Here is a 22768-nt window from a genome sequence, read left to right on the forward strand (position 1 = left end):
ATGCTGTTGATGTCGCTGATACTTTTACCGGCTGTCGACGTGGTCGAGGGGCGCGCCGTGCGCCTGGTTCAAGGAAAGGCCGGTAGCGAAAACGATTACGGTTCAGCATTGGACGCCGCGTTGTGCTGGCAACGCGACGGCGCCGACTGGATTCACCTAGTGGATCTGGACGCAGCGTTTGGTCGCGGTTCCAACCGCGAACTGCTTTCTGAGATGGTGGGCAAGCTTGATGTGCAGGTCGAGCTATCCGGAGGTATTCGTGACGACGACTCTTTGAATGCTGCGCTAGCTACCGGCTGTGCACGGGTCAACCTAGGTACGGCCGCATGTGAGAACCCGCACTGGTGCGCACAGGTGATTGCCGAGCACGGTGACAAGATCGCCGTCGGTTTGGACGTCCAGATCGTCGACGGCCAGCATCGGCTGCGTGGACGCGGCTGGGAAACCGACGGAGGAGACCTGTGGGATGTGTTAGAAAATCTTGATAGACAAGGATGTTCACGGTTCATTGTTACCGATGTCACTAAGGACGGTACGTTGGACGGTCCCAACCTTGACCTGCTGGCAAGTGTCTCCGATCGCACCAACGTCCCGGTGATCGCGTCCGGTGGCGTTTCCAGTCTGGATGACTTGCGTGCTATCGCTAAATTCACCGAGCGCGGGATCGAGGGTGCTATTGTGGGCAAAGCCCTCTATGCCGAACGGTTCACCTTGCCGCAGGCACTGGCCGTGGTGCGGATGTAGCCCCACAATGGATCTGTACGCGTTGATGGCCGAGGAGTCGGCAATCCTTGATGCTGCGAGTTCGTTCCTGGCTGGCCATCGCACCGATCCGGCGGCCGGCAAGAAGTGCGACGATTTTGCTACCGAAGGTCAACATTGCCATCGAACGGCGGGGCGTCGCTGTGTCGATAGAAATCACGGAGATCGGCGTGCACGGCGAGGAGTTAGAGGGTCCGGACCTGGACCCACCTTGAGTGTGGGTATTGGACCCGATCGACGGCACATGCAACTATGCGGCGGGATCGCCGATGACCGTTATGTTGTTAGCTCTGCTGCATTACGACGACTCAGTGGCGGGCTTGACCTGGATGCCGTTCATCGTCGGGTGCTACACGGCCGTCGCGGGTGGGTCGATGATGAAAAATGGTGTTTCACAACCATCGCTGGCTACCCGAGAGTGTAGCAAGGTGCTGTTCGGTGTCGTTACGTTCAATACGGGCTCACGGGGCTGGGTCCCCGGACGCTGTCGGTTGGCTGTGGTGGAAAATCTCAGAAGGTCCTGTTTGCGGTTGCACACGTATGGCTTCACCGGTACTGATCTTGCCTATGTTGCCAACGGAATTCTTGGTGAGGCAGTAAGTGTCGGTTGCTACGTCTGGTATCACGCTGCCGGCGTCGTGTTGGTTCAGGCTGTTGGTGGTATTGTCACCGATCTGGCTGGTGAATTGTGGACAACCACGGCGTCGTGTGTGGTAAATGCGGCACCCGGCGTGCATAGCCAGATCTTCGAGATCCTTTGCGGCATGAGCGAACCGGAGGATTACCAAGATGTACTCGGGTAACGGTCTTGCGGTACGAGTGATTCCTTGCCTGGACGTCTATTGTGGGCGTGTGGTTAAAGGGGTCAATTTCAAGAACCTCCGGGATGCGGGTGATCTCGTGGAGTTGGCTGCCGCCTACGATGCTGAAGGCGCCGACGAGCTGGCTTTTCTTGACGTGACTGCGTCGTCGTCGGGCAGGGCCACCATGCTGGAGGTGGTGCGCTGCACCGCCGAGCAGGTGTTCATCCCGTTGATGGTCGGCGGTGGGGTGCGTACGGTCGCTGACGTCGACGTGTTGCTGCGTGCGGGAGCTGACAAGGTTGCGGTCAACACCGCAGCAATTGCTCGTCCCGAGCTATTGGCCGACATGGCAGGGCAATTCGGTTCTCAATGCATCGTGTTATCTGTCGACGCGCGCACGGTACCCACCGGATCAGCGCGAACACCGTCCGGGTGGGAGGCCACTACTCATGGCGGTTACCGCGGCACCGGTATTGACGCTGTTGAGTGGGCGGCCCGTGGGGCCGACCTTGGGGTGGGAGAAATCCTGCTGAACTCGATGGACGCCGACGGCACTAAAGCCGGGTTCGACTTGGCGATGTTGCGGGCTGTTCGTGCCGCGGTCACGGTGCCGGTCATAGCTAGCGGCGGCGCCGGGGCAATCGAACACTTCGTGCCAGCGGTTACTGCCGGTGCTGATGCGGTTTTGGCGGCCAGTGTCTTTCATTTCCGAGAGCTAACGATCGGGCAGGTGAAAGACGCTATGGCCGCAGCAGGGATCGCGGTGCGATGACACTCGACCCAGACATTGCTGTACGCCTCAAGCGCAACGCCGAAGGTTTATTCACCGCCGTCGTACAGGAGCGCTCCAGCGGAGACGTGCTAATGGTCGCTTGGATGGACGACCAAGCACTGGCTCGCACCCTGGAAACCCGTGAGGCGAATTATTATTCGCGATCCCGGGCCGAGCAGTGGATCAAGGGATCGACCTCCGGCAACACGCAGCATGTTCACTCGGTGCGCCTGGATTGCGACGGCGACACCGTGCTGTTGACGGTCGACCAGGTCGGTGGAGCCTGCCATACCGGCGCTCACAGTTGCTTTGATTCCGCAATGTTATTAGCCCCTCAGGACTAGTCGGCGCCTCACCCATGCCTCTAGCAAGGCGCGGTATCTCAATCCGTTGTCCGCGGCTATCGCCGCGTGGGTCCGTTCGTGTCGGAAAAACGGCTGGCTGTATTCTATAGCGTCGAAGAATCTTGAAATTCAATACTTTTCCAAGCGTTACAGCCGAGGGTACTCGGAAGGAGAAGGATGATTCGTCTGTGGCGATAGCCAGAATGGAGTTGGTGTCTGGTAAAGCCGTTGGCTTGTGTGGTGTCCTAGGTCCACTTGACTGGCTTGAAGCCGCCAAAATTTTTGGCATACTCTCTCCATAAGCGGGTGCCGCGTCCGTTGTAGAGTTTGGTTATTGCTCTGTCTACGGTCAGGTGTCTGACCGGATTGAGTACATCTGATTGATCGGTGACTTGGCTGGTTAACTTAATCGCCGGCGTTGATTGAGGAGTGTTGCAGTGTCGCTGTTCGGCGGAGTCACCGCAGCCGGAGGGTTGCCGACGGCCTGTTGATGGGCGCGGGCGCCGCTCATCCGGTTACCTACGACCGCAGTCACCGCAATTTACGTGGCAGTGGCCACCACCGCAATCAGTATCGTCGGTTCCAGCCGGCTAGCGCGCATTTTTCGTCGGCTACCGCAGTAGGCTTCGCGATGACCGATGTCGGTTCGACGATGATTTTCGGTGGCGTCCACCTCGCCGGCCGGGGTGGTTAGCGGTTGGCCGGCCAGTGCGGACGTGACGTCCGCGCACGTCGGATAACATGTGTCGGGTTTTGGGCCAGCACTTTAGGTAATGCCCACTTTGGTAGTGACGGCGTTCAAGTTATGCTCATTCGGGTCGCCGCTCACTGGGTAGCGGAGGTGGTGCCAACAGGTGCTGGCTCATAATCATCGCCGGGTTGGAGTGCTGGAACGTGGCCGACTCGGTCAGTAGGTTAGATGCCGTGCAACCGCGTGTATGTTCAGTTTAGTTCTTGTGCCGAGATTTTCACTCTAAAATAGTTGCTCGGACGCGCAGTAGGCGCGATGCTGCCCACTAAAAACATGTTTGTCGCGGTTAGGCCGCTAATCTTGACCAGCTCGTGGACGATACCGAAATCGGCCGATCAGGGTACCTGCCGTAGCCGACTAGCATCGCCCAGCGCGATCATAGTTGGCCGGCGTGACGTTACAATGAAGAAATCCGCGTGCATGAGTGTAATCAAGCGCTTCACCAACGACTGAAATTACTTCGACTACGTTTGCTCGCAGCATTCCGGATGAGTATTGGCTACGTAACAATTTTGCGGCATCGGTTCCTTCCACACAAGTCCATTGAGATCCACAGTTGTTCCTGGTGCTTGCCGTGCTCGTGGATCCCAACGATGTGCTCATCGTACACGCTCGCGGTCATGTCGGCTTCCTGGTTGAAGCGTTGATTAAATTAGAGGTTCCTGTTCAGGTCGCTGGGCAAGATTTTGACGGCATCGTGGCGTGTTAGCCTCGAATCCTGCGCCTAGATACACCAGACACATATTTCACCGGCCCGGGTGCGAACCGCGGTCTTGCGAAGCTCTATCCGGTGAACACCTGTCCTCTGTCTGTTGGGCCGTCGCTTTGCGGCATGTGAACATGCTATTGAGGGCTATGGGCGGCACTCCAGGGCAATCGCGGGAGAGCGGCAGGTAATCGCGGTAGAGCGGCGCTGGTCATAGTGGTTCCGTGTTCGCCCCGCTGGGGAGCCGGCAGATGACTTTGGTGAGAATGGCGGGCGATGTTGAAACGGATAGCCTGGACCGCACTGGTACCTCTGTTTGCTCTGGCCGTGCTGGCATTGACCTGGGGAAGAGAGATCGGTCCAGTCGTGACCGCGTTACAGGCGGCGTTGCTGACCGGCGCTGTGCTGGCCGCGGTCCATCATGCGGAGGTTGTCGCGCACCGGGTTGGTGAGCCGTTTGGGTCGCTGGTGCTCGCTGCAGCGGTGACGGTCATCGAGGTGGCTCTCATCGTCACGCTCATGGCCTCTGGTGAGAACGAATCATGGACCCTGGCCAGGGATACCGCGTTCGCCGCACTAATGATCACCACTAACGGGATTGCGGGTTTTTCGCTGCTACTGGGTTCCCGACGCTACGGTGTGACGTTGTTTAACGCCCACGGCAGCGGGGCCGCGCTGGCCACGCTCACCACGTTGGCGACGTTAAGCCTGGTGCTGCCCACTTTCACTACTAGTCACCGTGGCAATGAGTTCTCACCTGGCCAGCTGGCCTTCGCTGCCGTCGCTTCGCTAGGACTTTATCTGCTTTTTGTATTCACACAAACTATCCGGCATCGCGACTTTTTTTTGCCTGTCGCACAGAAGGGCCAAAAAGGCCTGTTCGAAGAGGATGAAAGCCATGCCGATCCGCCCAGCGCACGGTCTGCGCTGATCAGCCTCGCATTGCTGCTTGTTGCGCTGATCGCGGTGGTGGGTCTGGCCGAACTGCAGTCGTCGGCAATCGAGCACTTGGTGACAGCAGTTGGCTTCCCCCAGCCATTCGTTGGTGTAGTGATCGCCACGCTGGTGCTGTTACCAGAAACACTTGCGGCGGTGCGTGCGGCGCGTCGGGGTCGCATCCAGACCAGCCTGAACCTGGCCTACGGCTCGGCTATGGCCAGCATTGGGCTGACTATTCCGGCCATCGCGCTGGCTTCCATCTGGCTTACCGGACCGTTGATACTCGGCCTGGGCGCGACCCAGTTGGTGTTGTTGGCTCTGACCGTCGTAATCAGCGTGCTGACCGTGGTGCCTGGGCGGGCTACTCGCCTCCAGGGTGAGGTGCATCTAGTATTGCTTGCCGCTTTCGTGTTTTTGGCGATCATCCCGTAAAAAGGCAGTTACTATCGACGAGTTTGAATAATTAATCGGTCGATCTGGCCCGCAGCGTCTCTAGCGCCTTGTCGGCATGGGTGTCCATGCTTAATTCGCTAGAGATCACATTGAGCAACTTTCGGTCGGTGTCGACGACAAAGGTTATGCGTTTAACCGGAATTAGCTTGTCAAGCAGACCGCGCTTAACGCCGAATATTGGGTGGCCACCCTGCTGTTGGTGTCCGACAACAGGGGGGAAAGAATTCTGGATGTTGGCGGACTTGACTTGCTTTTGAAACAATATCGGTGCTTATGTCGACCCTGCCAGCCCCGACCGCGACGAATTCTTTCGCCAAGTCGTGGCAATAGCACGTTTCCTTGGTGTAGCCAGGTGTCACGCCGCCGGATAAAAGAACGGAACTACGGGCCCGCCGGCAAGCAGCGCACTGAGTTTATGCAGTGTTCCGGTTTGATCGGGAAGTGCGAAGTCAGTCGCGGTGTCATCGGTCTTCATGGCTGCCACACTCAATCGCCCGCGCTTACGTCTGCACATCGGCACGCCATGTAGAACGGTAGTTTAGGGGCGTTCGGACGTGATAAGCCCATCTGGAAGGATGAATCGGTGCACGCCCACCTCGCCGCCACCACGTCACGTGAGGACTTTCGCCAGCTAGCTGTCGATCATCGGGTGGTTCCAGTGACCCGCAAAGTCTTGGCCGATAGCGAAACGCCGCTATCGGCATACCGGAAGCTCGCCGCCAATCGTCCGAGCACCTTCCTGCTAGAGTCGGCCGAGAACGGCAGATCCTGGTCGCAGTGGTCGTTCATTGGCGTGGGTGCCCCATCGGCTTTGACAATTCGTGACGGCGAAGCGGTGTGGCTGGGCACTGTACCGCAGGACGCGCCCACTGGCGGTGACCCCCTGCATGTCCTGCAGGCCACGCTCGAGCTACTTGCCACCGCGGCAATGCCCGGGTTGCCACCGCTATCGAGTGGTATGGTGGGCTTCTTCGCCTACGACATGGTGCGGCGCCTGGAGCGCCTGCCTGAACTGGCCTTAAATGATTTGCAGTTGCCCGATATGCTGCTGCTGTTGGCCACCGATGTAGCGGCCGTTGACCACCACGAGGGCACGATCACCCTGATTGCCAACGCTGTGAACTGGAACGGTACCGATGAGCGGGTAGATCAGGCCTACGACGATGCGATCGCGCGCTTGGACGTAATGACCGCAGCACTGGGCCAGCCGCTGCCATCGACCATTGCCACGTTCAGCCGGCCCGACCCTCGGCGCCGAGCGCAATGCACCATCGAGGAATACGGTGCGATCGTCGACCACCTCGTCGACCAGATCGCGGCCGGTGAGGCCTTTCAAGTGGTGCCCTCGCAGCGCTTCGAGGTGGATACCGATGTCGATCCGATCGATGTCTATCGCATGCTGCGGGTCACCAACCCTAGCCCTTACATGTATCTGCTGCATGTGCCTAATAGCGATGGAGCAACTGGCTTTTCGATCGTTGGATCCAGCCCGGAGGCGTTGGTGACCGTCAAGGACGGTCGGGTGACGACGCATCCGATCGCTGGAACTCGCTGGCGAGGCCAGACCGAAGAAGAGGATCAGCTACTGGAAAAAGAGTTGCTCGCCGACGAGAAGGAACGAGCAGAGCACTTAATGCTTGTCGATCTCGGTCGCAACGACCTTGGTCGGGTCTGTACGCCAGGCACCGTACGTGTCGAGGATTACAGCCACGTTGAACGTTACAGTCACGTAATGCACATGGTGTCTACGGTGACCGGGCTGCTCGGTGAAGGCCGCACCGCCCTGGACGCGGTGACCGCCTGCTTCCCTGCCGGCACGCTGTCGGGTGCCCCGAAGGTGCGGTCCATGGAGCTAATCGAGGAAGTGGAGAAGACGCGCCGCGGCCTTTATGGTGGCGTGGTCGGTTACCTCGACTTCGCTGGTAACGCTGACTTCGCGATAGCAATCCGTACAGCGCTGATGCGTGACGGCATCGCGTATGTCCAAGCCGGCGGTGGGGTAGTGGCCGACTCCAACGGGCCCTACGAATACATCGAGGCGAGTAACAAGGCTCGAGCGGTGTTGAACGCGATCGCCGCCGCCGAGACGTTGACCTCTTTGGACTTCGGTGTTGCCCTCGCCCCTGGCCGCGTGGCGGCCAGGGGCGAGGCGGGCAATCAAGGGAGGCTGTGATGGCTCCTGATATCAAGAGCGCCCGGGCCGGCCGGCTGACGATTCAAATAGCGCAGTTGTTGCTGGTGGTTGCTGCTGGCGCATTGTGGATGGCGGCCCGGCTGCCGTGGGTCGTTATTCGGTCGTTCGACGGGTTGGGTCCTCCAAAGGAGGTGGCTCTTTCCGGAGCGTCATGGTCGGCGGTGCTGCTGCCGTTAGCGCTGCTCATGCTGGCCGCGACTGTCGCAGCGATCGCAGTGCGCGGTTGGCCGTTGCGGGTGTTGGCAGGGCTGCTGGCAGTGGCTAGCTTCCTGGTCGGCTATTTGGGTGTCAGCCTGTGGGTGCTGCCGGATGTAACGGTGCGCGGAGCTGTCCTGGCGCACGTCTCGTTGTTGTCGCTGGTAGGTAGCCAACGGCACCATCTGGGCGCAGGGGCTGCGGTAGCAGCTTCTGGGTGCACCCTCATTGCTGCTGTTTTATTGATGCGGTCGGCTTCCGTCATCGGATCCGCCCGCCAGGGCACATCGAAATACGTGGTTCCAGCGCAACGTCGTTCGATCGCGCGGCGCGACGGTGCCGCGACGGCGATCTCGCAGATGTCAGAGCGGATGATCTGGGATGCGCTTGACGAAGACCGAGACCCGACGGACCGACTCCGCGAGCCGGACACCGAGGGGCGGTGGTGGACCGCGTGTCGACGGTCGCTACCCTTCATGAACGTCGTCGAAATCGGCGGGTGTACCGGTTCGGTAGCCGGTCGGTGGGTGACAAGCGGGAAAGGAAACGACACGCATGTGTCCGGCAACTGTGCTTGACTCCATTCTAAAGGGAGTCCGGGCCGACGTTGCCGCACGCGAAGCCTGCATCAGCCTGTCCGAAATCAAAGCCGCCGCCGCGGCCGCACCAGCACCGCTGGACGCTATGGCCGCTTTACGTGAGCCCGGTATTGGTGTTATCGCCGAGGTCAAGCGCGCCAGTCCATCGGTGGGCTCATTGGCCACCATCGCTGATCCGGCAAAGCTGGCCCAGGCCTACGAGGACGGCGGTGCTCGGATCATCAGCGTTTTGACCGAGGAACGTCGCTTTAACGGTTCACTCGACGATCTCGATGCAGTGCGCGCCGCGGTTTCAGTACCGGTGTTGCGCAAAGACTTTGTGGTGCAGCCATATCAGATCCATGAGGCGCGCGCGCACGGTGCCGATATGTTGTTGTTGATCGTTGCTGCGTTGGACCAATCGGCGTTGATGTCTATGCTGGACCGCACCGAATCACTTGGTATGATTGCTCTCGTTGAAGTCCGCACGGAACAGGAAGCGGACCGGGCCCTAAAGGCAGGGGCCAAGGTGATAGGTGTAAACGCTCGCGATTTAATGACGTTGGAAGTGGACCGGGATTGCTTCTCGCGAATTGCTCCTGGGTTGCCGAGTAACGTGATCAGGATCGCCGAATCCGGTGTACGTGGCCCCGCGGATCTGTTGGCTTACGCTGGTGCGGGAGCGGACGCCGTGTTGGTCGGCGAAGGCCTGGTGAAAAGTGGTGACCCGCGGGCAGCGGTTGCCGATCTGGTCACCGCGGGTACCCACCCGTCATGCCCAAAACCGGCTCGCTAGTCATTCGACAAGATGCAGTGGTGAAACATTGAACGCTATCAGCCGACTGCCCGTTGAGTTCCGGTGATGCCGAATCTATCCTGTTTTAGCGTGGCCATCTCCGAACCCACTTGCCACGACCCCGATTCGGGTGGGCATTTTGGTGGCCCCGATGGTTATGGTGGTCGCTACGTCCCCGAAGCGCTGATGGCGGTGATCGAGGAGGTCACCGCCGCTTACGAGAAGGAACGCGTTAATCAGGACTTCCTGGACCTGCTGGACAAGTTGCAAGCAAACTACGCTGGCCGGCCGTCGCCGCTATATGAAGCTACTCGGCTTAGCGAATACGCTGGCTCGGTGCGCATCTTTCTCAAGCGGGAAGACTTGAACCACACTGGTTCTCACAAGATCAACAATGTCCTTGGTCAGACATTGCTGGCCCAGCGAATGGGCAAGACGCGAGTGATTGCTGAGACGGGTGCCGGTCAGCATGGAGTGGCCACAGCGACGGCGTGTGCGCTGTTCGGCCTGGATTGTGTGATCTACATGGGTGCCCTTGACACTGCTAGGCAGGCACTCAACGTGGCGCGGATGCGGTTGCTGGGTGCCGAGGTCGTATCGGTCGAGACTGGCTCGCGAACGCTCAAGGACGCCATCAACGACGCGTTCCGGGATTGGGTTACTAATGCAGATAACACTTACTACTGCTTCGGGACTGCTTCGGGACCGCATCCTTTTCCGACTATGGTGCGTGACTTACAGCGCGTCATCGGTCTCGAGACACGTCGGCAAATCCAGTATCAGGCGGGCAGGCTACCGGACGCGGTTACGGCGTGCATCGGCGGAGGGTCCAACGCTATCGGGATCTTCCACGCGTTCCTCGATGATCCGGGTGTACGGCTGGTCGGGTTCGAGGCAGCTGGCGATGGCGTCGAGACTGGCAGGCATGCAGCGACATTGACCGGCGGCTTGCCCGGAGCGTTCCAGGGAACGTTCTCCTACTTGCTGCAGGACGAGGACGGTCAGACCATCGAGTCCCATTCAATCGCAGCAGGTCTGGACTATCCGGGGGTTGGCCCCGAACACGCGTGGCTCAGGGAAACCGGACGCGCCGAATACCAGCCCATTACTGATTCTGAGGCGATAGAGGCGTTTCGTTTACTGTGTCGCACCGAAGGTATTTTACCGGCCCTCGAGTCCGCGCATGCTGTAGCCGGTGCCCTCAAGTTGGCTTCTGAAATAGGCAAGGGTGCGGTCATAGTGGTGAACCTTTCGGGTCGCGGCGATAAGGATATCGAGGCAGCTGCTAAGTGGTTCGGCCTGCTGGGTACCAGATGATGGTTCTGGAACAGAGCGAAACAAGTAGGCTTGGGCCGGTTTTCGATTCGTGTCGTGCGGACAATCGCGCGGCATTGATTGGTTACTTGCCCACCGGTTACCCTGATGTGCCTACTTCGGTGGACGCGATGATAGAACTCGTCGAATCCGGCTGTGACATCATTGAAGTTGGCGTTCCTTATTCGGATCCCGGTATGGACGGTCCAACCATCGCGAGGGCCACCGAGGTTGCGCTTCGTGGAGGAGTACGAGTCCGCGATACTCTAGCCGCGGTCGAGGCGATCAGCCAAGCTGGCGGACGCGCCGTGGTGATGACGTACTGGAATCCTGTGTTGCGCTATGGGGTTTGTGCGTTTGCGCGGGATCTGGAGTCAGCTGGAGGACACGGTCTGGTCACTCCCGACCTTATTCCCGACGAAGCACGCCAATGGATCGCGGCATCCGAGAAGCATCGGTTGGATCGCATTTTTCTAGTGGCTCCATCATCGACGCCGCACCGGTTGGTGACCACGGTCGGGGCATCACGTGGATTTGTTTATGCGGTGTCTGTGATGGGTGTGACCGGGGCGCGTGACGCGGTGTCGCAGGTTGTGCCAGAACTGGTGGCCAGGGTGAAGGCAGTATCTGACATTGCGGTCGGGGTCGGCCTGGGGGTGCGATCACGAGAGCAGGCCGCGCAGATCGGCGGCTACGCCGACGGTGTCATTGTTGGTTCCGCGTTGGTGTCGGCGCTGGGTGACGGTTTGCCTCGATTGCGTGCTCTTGCCGAGGAACTCGCCGCCGGCGTGCGCCAAAGGACGTTCATGTGACGAGGATGTTGCCTGGATATTTTCCCAGCCCACCGCGTGGGGTCTGGCACCTTGGTCCGCTGCCGATTCGAGCGTACGCGCTGCTCATCATCCTCGGTATCGTCGCTGCGCTAGTGGTCGGCGGCCGGTGCTGGGAGGCTCGAGGCGGTGAGCGCGACGTGACCTATGACATCGCGCTGTGGGCTGTACCTTTCGGATTGGTTGGTGGCAGACTCTATCACCTGGCCACTGATTGGCGGACCTACTTCGGGCAAAACGGTGCCGGGCTCGGCGCGGCTCTGCGAATCTGGGACGGTGGTTTGGGTATCTGGGGCGCTGTGGCTCTCGGCTGCGTGGGCGCGTGGCTTGGTTGTCGACGTCACCGAATTCCGTTGCCGGCATTCGGTGACGCGCTAGCTCCGGGGATCATTTTGGCGCAGGCAATCGGCCGGTTAGGAAATTATTTCAATCAGGAACTTTACGGACGAGAAACCACGATGCCGTGGGGCTTGGAGGTCTTCTACCGTCGAGATCCCGCGGGATACATGGACCCACATTCACTCGATGGTGTTTCGACTGGACAATTGGCGTTCGTCGTACAGCCGACATTTCTTTACGAATTGATCTGGAACGTTCTAGTATTCTTCGCGTTGATCTACGTGGACCGATGGTTCACACTGGGCCACGGCCGACTGTTTGCAACCTATGTCGCCGCCTATTGCATCGGACGGTTCTGCGTCGAGCTGTTGCGTGACGACGCGGCCACACACATCGCTGGAATCCGGATCAATTCGTTCACATCGACTTTCGTGTTCATCGGGGCAGTGGTTTATATCATTCTGGCGCCGAAAGGGCGCGAAGAGCCTGAAAACCTTTGTCGTGCTGAATATGTAGCAAGAGAAATTCCAGAACCCGAGTCAGCGACTGAGCGCGCGACTGTGGCTTCAACCTACGCTACAACAACGGCGGTGCCAGTTTCTGCCGACGAAGAGTTTGCAGAAACGAATTGAATCTGCTGAAGTTGTTGAATCTGATGCAGAGCGCCAAGTGTGAGCCCGTCGAAGACAAGGTTGAGCAATTCACCGAGGAGGAAGCGTCGACTATCGGTGCCGAATCCGACACCGACGCCGAGGATTGGGAACACCGGTCCAAAGCGGAGGGGGTTAAGGAATTGGTTGAAGAGACATGGTCGTCGTCACTGACGTCGAGTCAGACACAATGGCACCGGTCGATGCCGAGCTAGAAGAATCCGTAGTTGAACAGGGGCGGGGAATCTCGGCTAGTGATGATGGGTTAGCGCGGCAGCGCTGGACTGTCCGGTTGAGGAAACCGGCTGTTGCGTTCGGTTCGGTAGTTGCCGGATGCACGTTGCGGTGGCTGGGTCGGTATCCCAGTGGATCTGGCATGCTGAAAATGTGACTGATCAGTCGTGGTCCGATCCGGCAAGGTCTGGATCGCCACCGCCGGGCTATCCATCTGGGTATCTGCCGTCGTATCCGCAATACCCGGGGGCTGGGGGCTACCTCGATCCGGCCGCACCCTGGGGTCGGTATCCGGTTACCGGGCAGCTGCTTTTCGGCAAATCGAAGACCGTTGCGGGTCTGTTGCAGCTTCTTGGCTTAATCGGCATCTTGGATATCGGCCGCATTTACCTTGGCTACATTGAGCTGGGTATCGCGCAGTTGCTGTTAGGCATTTTCACGTGCGGACTTGGCGTGGTCATCTGGGTTATTGCCGACGCGCTGTTGATATCCACCGACAAAGTCAGGGACCTGTCGGGTCGTCTGTTGCGCGATGGAACTTAACCAGGTCTCGCGAGCTGCACAGCAGCGTCGTCAGCAGGACCCACATCGTCGTCTTTACGGTGTGGCCGGTTCGGGGTTGTTGTTGGCCGGTGCATTCGGCTATATCGGGTTCGTCGACCCGCACAATGCGGATTTAGTGTATCCGCTGTGTCTGTTTAAGCTGCTTACGGGCTGGAATTGTCCGTTTTGTGGTGGCCTTCGGTTGATGCATGACCTGTTGCACGGCGATTTGGCAGCCAGCGTCAGCGACAATGTTTTTCTGTTGGTCGGAATCCCAGTGTTGGTCGGCTGGGTTGTGCTGCGTCGCCGCCTTGGCCAGTCAGTATTGCCGACAGTCGCGTTGCTGACGATCACGGTCGCGTCGATCGTGTGGACGGTGTTGCGCAACGTGCCTGGGTTCCCGTTGGTTCCGACTGTTTACAGCGGGTAACCGTGCGGTGCGCCGGACAAGTTAGCCGTCCTTACGTACCTTAAATCCGCGCTGGTTATTGGCGAGACTATGCTGGGTCGTCGTGACGAGACGCGGGAAGATCGTCTGTACCCTTGGCCCTGCAACACAATCGGACGAGTTAATCCGGGCGCTGGTTGAAGCCGGAATGGACGTTGCCCGCATGAACTTCAGTCACGGCGATTACTCCGATCACAAGGCTGTTTACGATCGGGTGCGCGTCGCATCTGATGCAACCGGACGCGCGGTCGGCGTGCTCGCTGACCTGCAGGGCCCAAAGATCAGGCTGGGACGCTTTGCCACGGGGTCCACCTACTGGGCTGACGGTGAAACGGTAAGGATCACTGTGGCCGACTGCCACGGTAGCCACGACCGGGTATCAACCACCTACAAGAATTTGGCCAGGGATGCGGTGGTCGGTGACCGGGTTCTGGTCGACGACGGCAAGGTCGGACTGGTGGTCTCGGCCATCGATGGCGACGACGTGGTCTGTACTGTCACTGAAGGCGGCCCGGTTAGCAACAACAAGGGCATGTCGTTGCCCGGGATGCACGTGTCTGCTCCGGCTTTGTCGGACAAGGACATCGAGGACCTCACGTTCGCGCTGAATCTCGGCGCCGATCTGGTCGCGCTGTCGTTTGTGCGCTCGCCGTCTGACGTTGAGCTGGTCCACAAGGCGATGGATCGCGTCGGGCGGCGTGTACCGGTGATCGCCAAGCTGGAGAAGCCAGAAGCCGTCGATAACCTCGAAGCTATTGTGTTGGCATTCGATGCCATCATGGTGGCTCGCGGCGACCTGGGTGTCGAGCTGCCACTTGAAGAGGTCCCACTGGTGCAGAAGCGGGCAATCCAGATGGCAAGGGAGAATGCGAAACCCGTCATCGTGGCTACCCAGATGCTAGACTCGATGATCGAAAACTCCCGGCCGACCCGAGCTGAGGCCTCCGACGTCGCTAATGCGGTGCTCGACGGCGCCGACGCGCTCATGTTGTCTGAGGAAACGTCGGTGGGGAAGTACCCATTGGCAGCCGTGAAGACGATGTCGCGCATTGTGTGTGCGGTTGAGGAGAATTCCACGGCCGCGCCGCCGTTGACACACGTACCTCGCACGAAGCGGGGGGTGATCTCGTACGCTGCCCGCGATATCGGTGAAAGACTCGACGCTAAGGCCTTGGTTGCGTTCACTCAATCCGGTGACACGGTGCGGCGACTGGCGCGTCTACATACCCCGCTGCCGCTGCTTGCCTTCACCGCGTGGCCAGAGGTGCGCAGCCAACTCGCTATGACTTGGGGCACCGAGACATTTCTCGTACCAAAGATGCTGTCCACTGACGGTATGATACGCCAGGTGGACAAGTCACTGCTCGAACTTGGTCGCTACAAGCGTGGTGACTTGGTGGTGATCGTCGCTGGCACGCCACCTGGCACAGTAGGATCGACCAACTTGATCCATGTGCACCGGATTGGGGAGGACGACGTATAGGTCGCCCGTCTCGGCAACGATGCGGGCCGGGTAGCGGCCCGACGAAGAGCTGGGCAATCAGTCTGAGGAGAGCCCGTCCGTGTCGGTTTGGCGATGAGCCGAATGCGTGAAAAGACTCTGGGAAAAAAAGACTATGTCTGACTTCGAGGAACTGCTTGCGGTATTAGATCTCAACCGCGTCGCCGATGACCTATTCATCGGATCCCATCCCAGCAAGAACCCGCTGCGGACATTCGGCGGGCAGCTCGTGGCGCAGTCCTTTGTGGCTAGTAGCCGCACGCTGATCCGAGACGACCTGCCGCCCAGCGCATTTTCAGTGCACTTTATCAATGGTGGTGATACAGCCAAGGAAATCGAGTTTCACGTTGTACGGCTGCGTGACGAGCGGCGCTTCGCCAACCGTCGTGTCGATGCGATTCAGGACGGCATGTTGTTGTCCTCAGCGATGGCTTCCTACATGTCTGGCGGGTGTGGGCTTGAGCATGCTGTCGAGCCGCCGGAGGCGGCCGAACCTCATACCCGGCCGCCGATAGGCGAGCTGTTACGCGGCTACGAGCAGATTGTGCAGCATTTCGTCAATGCGTTGCAACCGGTCGAGTGGCGCTACGTCAATGACCCGTCTTGGGTTATGCGTAACAAAGGCCAACGGCTTGCCTACAATCGGGTCTGGGTAAAGGCGTTGGGGGCACTGCCCAACGATCCTACCTTGCACACCGCGGCGATGCTGTATTCTACTGACACCACCGTGTTGGATTCAGTTATAACTACTCATGGGCTGTCGTGGGGCTTCGACCGTATTTTTGCTGTTTCCGCTAACCATTCGGTGTGGTTTCACCGACAGGTGAACTTCGATGACTGGGTGTTGTATTCGACGTCGTCTCCGGTAGCTGCAGATTCGCGCGGACTGGGTACTGGGCATTTGTTTGATCGCTCGGGGCAACTAATTGCCACGGTGGTCCAAGAAGGGGTATTGAAATACTTTCCTGCCTCCCATCGATAGACCATAGCTCGATACGCAAATCGACCTCACGATTTCGGCTCAGCACCATTCTGGTCGAGCGCCCCGTTTCTTTAGGTGGTATTTTATTTGCGTCGTGGGAAGCGATGGGTGAATCGCTTAGCTGAGAAGTAGCGACATCGGGAGGTGATTGTGAACTAGCCGCCGGGTCGATATTGTGCCGAGACTCCACGTGCGTTAACGCGTCGGGGTTCACGTCGATTCGCTCGCCGCCCGCTGGATCGGTGCTATGGTTCTGTTATGCGTCGTACTCTGGCTGGTCGTGTTGCTTGCTGTGACCATCATCCGGGGTAAGAGGTTTACCGCCATCGGCTGGTAACTGATGGTCCTGGCTGCGATGGCATTGATCGCTCGTGGCATCTTACTGGGGCGTCCAGTGATGACCATGTACGCGACAGCTGCGGTTCTATTTGTGTTGGCCGGCATGGGCCGGTGTACACGTGCTGCCCCTCGATTTGCTCAGTGACGTGTTGGTCGCCAGTTCGGGGATGGTATTTGATGTGGCCGATGTCGTCAGGTCCGCAGTCCGTAGATCTTCTACGTGCCTGGAGATTGATCAATGCCACCACCAGGTACCCGATCGACGCTGAAGAGCAATTCCCCGAGTTAGTCACTCATTTCGCCGCCTTGTGCCCTACCTAAGGCTGGCGGATCGTGATGGTGGGTTGCACCGAGCGGCGGCTCAAGCTATGGAGTGATTTTGTCACGCTCGGGCAATCGTTGCGGGCAATATCTATCGGCGGCGATGTTGTCCATCCACGTGTCTAGCTTCGATACGGTGGAGCGGAAGTTCCACAACCTGTGTCAGGGCAGTGCAGCGCACTCACAATTGCGGCATCACGACTGAAGATTGTGGCAGAACAGGAACTTGACGATAGGCGGGGTTGGCTGCACTTGCTTACGTAGTGCGAGCATCACCCACCGGGGCGTACATGGATAGCCGGTTTTACATGAACCTCGATAGAGTGCTGGAGGGACGGATAGCTAGGTTGTTGTCAGAGACGCCTCAAGCCGTGTGCAGGGCTCTCACTGGCGTAACGACTACCAGCCCCGGCAGGGGCGGCCGGATATTCACCCTTGATTACGCCTTGGCGTCGTAACGAAACTCCGAACGGCATCGATGAACAGCGTAGCATCGACATGATTACGGCCGCCTACGATGTTGGTAAGCAACGGCTACCGCTATTATACGTGCCGTTTCCTTCAATCCTCGAAGGCGCGCAATCCAGTTTATTGTAGCGTATCCTCTACCGGTTGCTTTATGTTCTAAATCTGTTGATTGCACTTGAGTCACTATACCATCATGTGCGCAAGTTTCACGTGCTGGACGAGTAATATTACGCGCTAATCTGCGATCACGCAGATCATTCCCTTGGTGTTCGTGCTGTTATTGCTGAAATTCATGCCGCGTCGCCGGCACCTCTAAAAAAGATATCTGCGATCAATCGGACCACCCGCTCTGTTGGTTTTGAAACAGTTTGATCGTGCGCCGGGCTGGTTCTAAATTGTTCTGAACTCGCGGGTATGTCATCGTCCTGTATCACCAGCACTGTTTGTGGGATCGGAGGTTCGATCACCATCCACTTGCCGGAGAATGGCTCGGAGGTGTTCGCCGGAGTCCACACCGACGGCGATGTGGCCGCGATCGCGACGGACCATCCACCATCCGATTAAGTCGGTCATCCTCGATATCATCGACGCTTATCATGTTGCTGCATTCGACGGTTCGTTTCTCGAGAGCCTGGAGCCTGTCATCATTGTCAGCGGATTCCCTTGACGCCTTCCTGCTAGCGGAGATGCAGCCTTAAGTAGAGGTAAACGTCTTGGCCAGATTGCGGTGACCCAGGCGTTACTACCGCAGTTATGGCTCACACAGGGTTGGATCGTTCTCATCTCGAGTCTCGTTGGCAAGGTAACGTTTCTGTTGATCGGTGCATACTGCGCTTCGAAATTCCCACTTGAGGCTATGGGCGACGTGCTGAGTATAGAGCTGAAGCGGTGGAACGGCGCTGTTGCGCTCATCGAGCCCGGAGCGACGGACACTGAAATGTATTGGAATGGACACGACATGTTTGGATGGCACGGCTTGTCACGACGACGTGCGATTGGGTTCTTCGACGGGTAAGGAGTCAACCTGAATATTCCCCACTCAGTCGTCGTTGGTTGCTCCGGTTGGCGTAGGGATGCGAAGTGACGACTTCACTGCGCCGATGCGTAGTTCATCGTAGCCAAAGTCTTTGGGCAGGTGGTGAGTGGCTACCACGACGGTTCTATTGTTGGACATCAGAGCGGAGCTGGGGCCAACAGATCACCTAGCACACCGTTCGGTGTCAATCGCGTCGAGGTGTTCGGTGGGTTCGTCGAGCAGCACGATTCGGGCAGGTGAGAGTACCGCACGAGCCAGCAGCAACTTCCTGCGCTGGCCCGCCGAGACTGCCTGTGCGCCACCGATCAACACGGTTGATAGACCCTTCGGCAAACTGGCGAGTCAGCCGCTGAGGCCGACTACCGCTAATGTCGCGGTCAGTTCTTCGTCTCGGCAATTGCCGCGCGCGACCAGAAGGTTGTCTCGAATCATGGTGGCGAAAATGTTCGCTTCCTCGGCGAAAAAAACTGACAGTGTTGTTAAATTGATTTTCATTGAATTGTCTAATGTCGATTCCGTCTAGTAGTACTTGTCCACGCAGCAGCGGTAGTAGGCTCGCGAGTGTCATCAGCAGTGTCGTCTTACCAGCGCCACTGGCTCCGGTGAAGGCCAGCTGGACTCCAGGTAGTAGGTCGAGGATTACCCGGGACGGCCGCGTTGCATAGGCGTATCTCAAAAGGATATCGGCGAATAATATTCTGGTGCAACTAGTTAGCTGTGGCGTTGTCGTAGATTCCACACGCCAAGGACGGCTTGACGGGGCTAGGTCGAGGAGGTGATGCGCCGCGATCCGCGATCGTATCAACTGGACGGCGGCCGTAAGTAACGGAGTCATCGCTTCAAATGCTTACAGCGGCAACAATATAAGGACGTCCAGTGTGGTTGCGCGACGGTTAGGGCTATCGCGATCCCGGCTATCACAGCGCCGAGTACACTGCCCCCGATCGCTGCGGTTGGTATTGTCGCAGCGACTGTGACTGGCCTGGTCGTAGCGTCGAGGACGGCACACCAAACTATTGCTGGCGTTGTGATTCGGCGATGACAATTGGCAGTGCACCTGCGGCGCGAAGTTCCGGTGCATGTTTGAGCGCAATCGTAGCCAACGTATCGCGTTCGGAATGATGTTGCTGAGCAATAGTTTACTGCGCCCGCAGCGGCATTGCCAGCAAGCCACGGCGCCACAACACCTGTGATTAGTAGGCAGATCGCCAGTACCGCAGCGGTCGGCCGTGAAATAGCTGCGACAACAGCAGTTGCTGTCAATGACAAGACCACTGCGACGCCCATGGCGTACTATCGCTCGAACCAGCACGTTGGCCAATTCGTCGACGTCAGCACCGACTTGTGACACTAGTTCACCACTAGGCAGTCGGGTGGAGGCGGCCACCGGTCCGTGGGCTAGACGATGATAGGTCTGTGCCGGCTGCGCGTAGCGCGGTGTCGTGTGTGGCCAGTCGTTCGCAGTAGTGCAATAAGTTCCGCGAAATCGCGAAAGTTTGTATCATGACCACTGCAACAGCCAGATCCAACGCGGGCGGCATCTGCCAGGCTCGGGTGATCAACCATGTCGAAACACCGGCCAGCGTTAGCGCACTGCCTAGTGACAGCACCATCATTATGATGGCTGTCAGGATGTGGAGAAGCCGCGGTCGCAACAGGAGCAAAGCGTCTAGTAGAGTCCTCTGCCGGCGACCCGCTGCACCCGGGTTTGCTATACTTGTGATTGTTGCGGTATCAGGTGCGGCACACAATGTACCTCGCTATCTTAGACATTCGCGGTTACATCGATAACTCGGTCGACGATGGCGACAACGTGCTTGCGGTGGCCAACGATTACCACGGTTGCACCAGCGCGTGCACGTTGCACGATAGCTTATAAAACCCTGTTTTCGGTGTGGTCATCCAGGTGTGCGGTCGGCTAGTCGAGCAGCAGCACGGATGCGTCTGATCCGAGCGCTCGAGCCAGGCCCAGTCGCTGCTGCTGTCCCAATGACAGCCCGACACCTCCACGCCCTACGGTGGTGTCCATCCCGTACGGTAAATTGTCCAGAATGGTGTCGAATCCAATTATAGCACAGTCAATTTCAAGGAATTCAGGGTTGTCCAAACCACCGAGCAGAACCAGGTTGTCACCGACGGTGCCTGGGATTAATACCGGGCGTTGCGGCAGCCAGGTTAACTGCTGCCACCAAGCGTCGGGGCTCAGGTCTGCGACGTCGACGCCAGCAACGGTGGCGCGGTCTGGCGATGGCGTGGTTAGTCTGGCGATCGCTTGCAATGTAGTGCTTTTGCCCGCGCCGTTTCGTCCGGTCAACACAGTTACTTTACCTGGTTCGATCACCGCGGTGAGGTCACAAGGGGCGAGGTGGTCGCGGCCGGTCACGCTGAGTCGTTCGAAGCGGATCTCGGCGCCACGTGCGGTGACTATTTGCTGAGAAGGTAGGCCAGCGGGTGCCGGGTCACCCGCGCCGATGAGCGAGAGTGCCTTGTCGGCAGCAGCCCTGCTGTTCTGCTCCGCATGGAATTCCATGCCGACGCGCCGCAGCGGCCAGTACACGTCCGGTTCCAGCAATAGGACTGTTAAGCTTGACGTTTAAGCCAATATCGCCGAACACCAGGCGAAGACCGATACCGACCGCGATCAACGCCACACCCAGCGTGACCAGCAATTCAAGCACCAATGCCGATAAGAACGTGATCCGGAGTGTCGCTATCGTCGAGTGGCGATGGTCAGCAACGAGTTCAGCTATTCGGTGTTCCGGACCTGAGTCACGGCCCAGTTCCCGCAGTGTGGGGGTACCAGAGATCAGGTCCAACAGTCGTGCTTGTAGGATTATCGTGGCGGCTAGCGCAGCTGCCGATCTGTCAGCCGTTGTCAACAACCCAATCAGAACCATGAAAGTTGGTATCAATGGCAGTGTGATCAGTGCTATCGCAGTCGATTTCAGGTCGTAGAGTGCGATCACGGTGACTGTCCCGGGGGTGAGGATTGCGGCCAGCAGCAAAGTCGGGAGGTACTCGGTACGGTAGGGATGTAAGCTGTCGAGGCCACGAGTGACCACTACTGCGGCTGTATCGCGCTATGTCGCTCGCTCACTGGATTGCTGGGCTGTCACGGACGCCAGTACCTGACCGTTGAGATTGGCAATAATCGCGCTGACACCACGTTGGCCCAGGTGTGCCTGAAGCCAGTGTGTCGTTGTTGCTTATGATCCACAGCACCAACAGCATTGACAATGGACCCAGCCAGTCGTGCAAGCCGCGTGCTGAGAGAGCGGTGAACTATGCTGGCCAGCAGAATCGCTGAGCCGATCATGCGGCTCGAGATTACCATTCCGCAACCCACGGTGGTAACCAAGAGGCGGCGTAATGCGCTGGACACTAACCACAGTCGCGAGTCCAGGGGAGCTCTGCTGGTTGAGTTTTGCGTTCAGGACGTACACCTCGTCAGGCCGATCGGCGGCGGTTCTTCTCAGCCGAGGTTCGTTGTCGAAAAATCAAATACGTCCACCCTTGGTACGCTAGCGTCAGTGGAGCAAAGATCTCAGTCACCCAGGTCATGATCTTTAGAGCGTAGGGGGTCGACGAGGCGTTGTATATGTTCACGTTCCAGTGTATGCTCAGCGTCGAGGGCACCAAGTTTGGATATAGTACTGTGAACAATAGAATTACCGCGGCCGCCGCTACCACGGCGGTGCACGTGAACGCTCAACTGTCGGATGTGTGCCGCCACACCAACACCACCGTTACCACCTGCGCGGCCACCACGGCAGCTAGCATTAGCCAGGTCCAGTTCTTGCCATGCTCTAGTTGTGCCCAAAGTCCGAAGTCTGCAACAAATCCTGTCACCGGAAACGACAACCAGGAGGCGAAGCGGTAAGCATCGTCGTGGATCGGGCCGGAGGTCTTCAATGTGACAAAACCGCGCCGTAGAGCAAAAACAGTCCGGCAGTGGCCAAGCTACCCAGCAGTGTGTAGCCATTGAGCACTTCGGTGATTGATAGATTGACGTGACTATTAGCGTCCACGGGGAGTCCGCGAACCAAAATGGCGAACGTTACGCCCCACAATACCGCGGGCAACCACGACCCGGCAGCAATGCCGAAATTGGCCCATTAGCGCCACTTTGTGTCGTCAATCTTGCCACGCCATTCGATGGTGACGGCGCGCACGATCATGCCGAACAGGATGGTCAACAGCGGTAGGTACAGCGTGGAGAACACGGTGGCGTAACAGCCGGGAAATGTGGCGAGCATCGCGGAGCCTGCAACGATCAGCCAGACTTCGTTGCCGTTCTACGCCGGGCCGATGGTGTTCAGCACAGCGCGCTGGTGGGCTTCCTGATCGCCTGTTCGCACGTGAGCGAACAGCTTCATCAACATACCCACGCCAAAGTCGAAGCTCTCCAAGATGAAAAAGCCAAGGAATAGCGCCGCGATGACATCGAACCACAATTCCTGGAGTCCCACT

At 58.4% G+C, this 22768-nt stretch carries 18 protein-coding genes and 7 pseudogenes; 20 read left to right on the forward strand and 5 right to left on the reverse strand.

Annotated features, from left to right (window positions below):
- The first annotated feature begins 6 nt into the window (after nucleotides 1-6).
- The 7 genes and pseudogenes from priA to ML_RS06370 all read left to right on the forward strand — a co-directional run bounded on the left by priA (nucleotide 7) and on the right by ML_RS06370 (nucleotide 5509).
- Entirely contained in the window at nucleotides 7-744 is a 738-nt protein-coding gene (priA, locus tag ML_RS06340; protein ID WP_010908231.1) for a bifunctional 1-(5-phosphoribosyl)-5-((5-phosphoribosylamino)methylideneamino)imidazole-4-carboxamide isomerase/phosphoribosylanthranilate isomerase PriA, read from the forward strand.
- 7 nt (nucleotides 745-751) lie between these two features.
- Nucleotides 752-1565, forward strand: a pseudogene (locus ML_RS06345) (inositol monophosphatase family protein).
- Complete coding sequence (hisF, locus tag ML_RS06350) at nucleotides 1552-2337, forward strand: imidazole glycerol phosphate synthase subunit HisF (protein ID WP_010908232.1); 786 nt, start codon at nucleotides 1552-1554, stop codon at nucleotides 2335-2337. Before ML_RS06345 ends, hisF begins: the two are co-directional and overlap by 14 nt.
- Nucleotides 2334-2681 carry a phosphoribosyl-AMP cyclohydrolase gene (gene hisI, locus ML_RS06355; RefSeq protein ID WP_010908233.1) on the forward strand — a complete coding sequence of 116 codons (348 nt, stop codon included), beginning with the start codon at nucleotides 2334-2336 and terminating at the stop codon, nucleotides 2679-2681. Before hisF ends, hisI begins: the two co-directional genes overlap by 4 nt.
- Before the next feature lie 487 nt (nucleotides 2682-3168).
- A complete protein-coding gene (locus ML_RS06360; protein ID WP_164920144.1) occupies nucleotides 3169-3375 on the forward strand; it encodes a hypothetical protein in 207 nt (68 codons plus the stop codon).
- Nucleotides 3376-3997: 622 nt separating this feature from the next.
- On the forward strand, nucleotides 3998-4141 hold the full coding sequence (locus ML_RS06365; RefSeq protein ID WP_156517098.1) for a hypothetical protein: 144 nt from the start codon (nucleotides 3998-4000) through the stop codon (nucleotides 4139-4141).
- A 273-nt stretch (nucleotides 4142-4414) separates the two neighbouring features.
- Nucleotides 4415-5509, forward strand: a complete 1095-nt coding sequence (locus ML_RS06370) for a calcium:cation antiporter (RefSeq protein ID WP_010908234.1) — start codon at nucleotides 4415-4417, stop codon at nucleotides 5507-5509.
- A 31-nt stretch (nucleotides 5510-5540) separates the two neighbouring features.
- Here the strand turns inward: ML_RS06370 and ML_RS06375 are convergent.
- Nucleotides 5541-6005: pseudogene (locus ML_RS06375) on the reverse strand (peroxiredoxin).
- Between the two features lie 108 nt (nucleotides 6006-6113).
- Between ML_RS06375 and ML_RS06380 the strand changes: the two are divergent.
- The 13 genes and pseudogenes from ML_RS06380 (at nucleotide 6114) to ML_RS18910 (ending at nucleotide 18277) form a co-directional block, all read left to right on the forward strand.
- Nucleotides 6114-7703, forward strand: coding sequence for an anthranilate synthase component I (locus ML_RS06380; RefSeq protein ID WP_010908235.1), 1590 nt, complete (start codon nucleotides 6114-6116; stop codon nucleotides 7701-7703).
- Nucleotides 7703-8362 (forward strand): annotated as a pseudogene (locus tag ML_RS06385) (TIGR02234 family membrane protein); the annotation flags it as partial. The gene ML_RS06380 and the pseudogene ML_RS06385, both read left to right, overlap by 1 nt.
- A 112-nt stretch (nucleotides 8363-8474) precedes the next feature.
- Entirely contained in the window at nucleotides 8475-9293 is an 819-nt protein-coding gene (trpC, locus tag ML_RS06390) for an indole-3-glycerol phosphate synthase TrpC (protein WP_010908237.1), read from the forward strand.
- A 63-nt stretch (nucleotides 9294-9356) separates the two neighbouring features.
- Nucleotides 9357-10610: a tryptophan synthase subunit beta gene (gene trpB, locus ML_RS06395; RefSeq protein WP_010908238.1), complete on the forward strand. Its 1254-nt coding sequence runs from the start codon at nucleotides 9357-9359 to the stop codon at nucleotides 10608-10610.
- Nucleotides 10607-11419, forward strand: coding sequence for a tryptophan synthase subunit alpha (gene trpA, locus ML_RS06400; RefSeq protein WP_010908239.1), 813 nt, complete (start codon nucleotides 10607-10609; stop codon nucleotides 11417-11419). Before trpB ends, trpA begins: the two co-directional genes overlap by 4 nt.
- Nucleotides 11420-11424: 5 nt before the next feature.
- A pseudogene (gene lgt, locus ML_RS06405) lies at nucleotides 11425-12387 on the forward strand (prolipoprotein diacylglyceryl transferase); the annotation flags it as partial.
- Nucleotides 12388-12419: 32 nt separating this feature from the next.
- Nucleotides 12420-12641: a hypothetical protein gene (locus ML_RS06410; protein WP_231846756.1), complete on the forward strand. Its 222-nt coding sequence runs from the start codon at nucleotides 12420-12422 to the stop codon at nucleotides 12639-12641.
- Between the two features lie 172 nt (nucleotides 12642-12813).
- On the forward strand, nucleotides 12814-13203 hold the full coding sequence (locus ML_RS06415) for an NINE protein (protein WP_041323823.1): 390 nt from the start codon (nucleotides 12814-12816) through the stop codon (nucleotides 13201-13203).
- A complete protein-coding gene (locus ML_RS06420; RefSeq protein ID WP_010908242.1) occupies nucleotides 13193-13633 on the forward strand; it encodes a DUF2752 domain-containing protein in 441 nt (146 codons plus the stop codon). Before ML_RS06415 ends, ML_RS06420 begins: the two co-directional genes overlap by 11 nt.
- Nucleotides 13634-13715: 82 nt before the next feature.
- On the forward strand, nucleotides 13716-15134 hold the full coding sequence (gene pyk, locus ML_RS06425) for a pyruvate kinase (protein WP_010908243.1): 1419 nt from the start codon (nucleotides 13716-13718) through the stop codon (nucleotides 15132-15134).
- Nucleotides 15135-15267: 133 nt separating this feature from the next.
- Complete coding sequence (locus ML_RS06430; RefSeq protein WP_162618248.1) at nucleotides 15268-16134, forward strand: acyl-CoA thioesterase II; 867 nt, start codon at nucleotides 15268-15270, stop codon at nucleotides 16132-16134.
- Between the two features lie 1612 nt (nucleotides 16135-17746).
- Nucleotides 17747-17929 carry a hypothetical protein gene (locus ML_RS15755; protein WP_162618249.1) on the forward strand — a complete coding sequence of 61 codons (183 nt, stop codon included), beginning with the start codon at nucleotides 17747-17749 and terminating at the stop codon, nucleotides 17927-17929.
- A gap of 60 nt (nucleotides 17930-17989) precedes the next feature.
- Nucleotides 17990-18277: an SDR family NAD(P)-dependent oxidoreductase gene (locus ML_RS18910; protein WP_049769749.1), complete on the forward strand. Its 288-nt coding sequence runs from the start codon at nucleotides 17990-17992 to the stop codon at nucleotides 18275-18277.
- 183 nt (nucleotides 18278-18460) lie between these two features.
- Here the strand turns inward: ML_RS18910 and ML_RS18915 are convergent, their stop codons facing one another.
- From ML_RS18915 to cydB, 4 genes and pseudogenes are all read right to left on the reverse strand, one after another.
- Complete coding sequence (locus tag ML_RS18915) at nucleotides 18461-18610, reverse strand: ATP-binding cassette domain-containing protein (protein ID WP_368730477.1); 150 nt, start codon at nucleotides 18608-18610, stop codon at nucleotides 18461-18463.
- A gap of 76 nt (nucleotides 18611-18686) precedes the next feature.
- Nucleotides 18687-19133, reverse strand: a pseudogene (locus tag ML_RS18920) (ATP-binding cassette domain-containing protein); the annotation flags it as partial.
- 930 nt (nucleotides 19134-20063) lie between these two features.
- A pseudogene (locus ML_RS06445) lies at nucleotides 20064-21644 on the reverse strand (ABC transporter ATP-binding protein/permease).
- Between the two features lie 84 nt (nucleotides 21645-21728).
- A pseudogene (gene cydB / locus ML_RS06450) lies at nucleotides 21729-22767 on the reverse strand (cytochrome d ubiquinol oxidase subunit II).
- Nucleotide 22768: the final 1 nt, after the last annotated feature.

Source organism: Mycobacterium leprae TN (assembly GCF_000195855.1).
GTDB lineage: Bacteria > Actinomycetota > Actinomycetes > Mycobacteriales > Mycobacteriaceae > Mycobacterium > Mycobacterium leprae.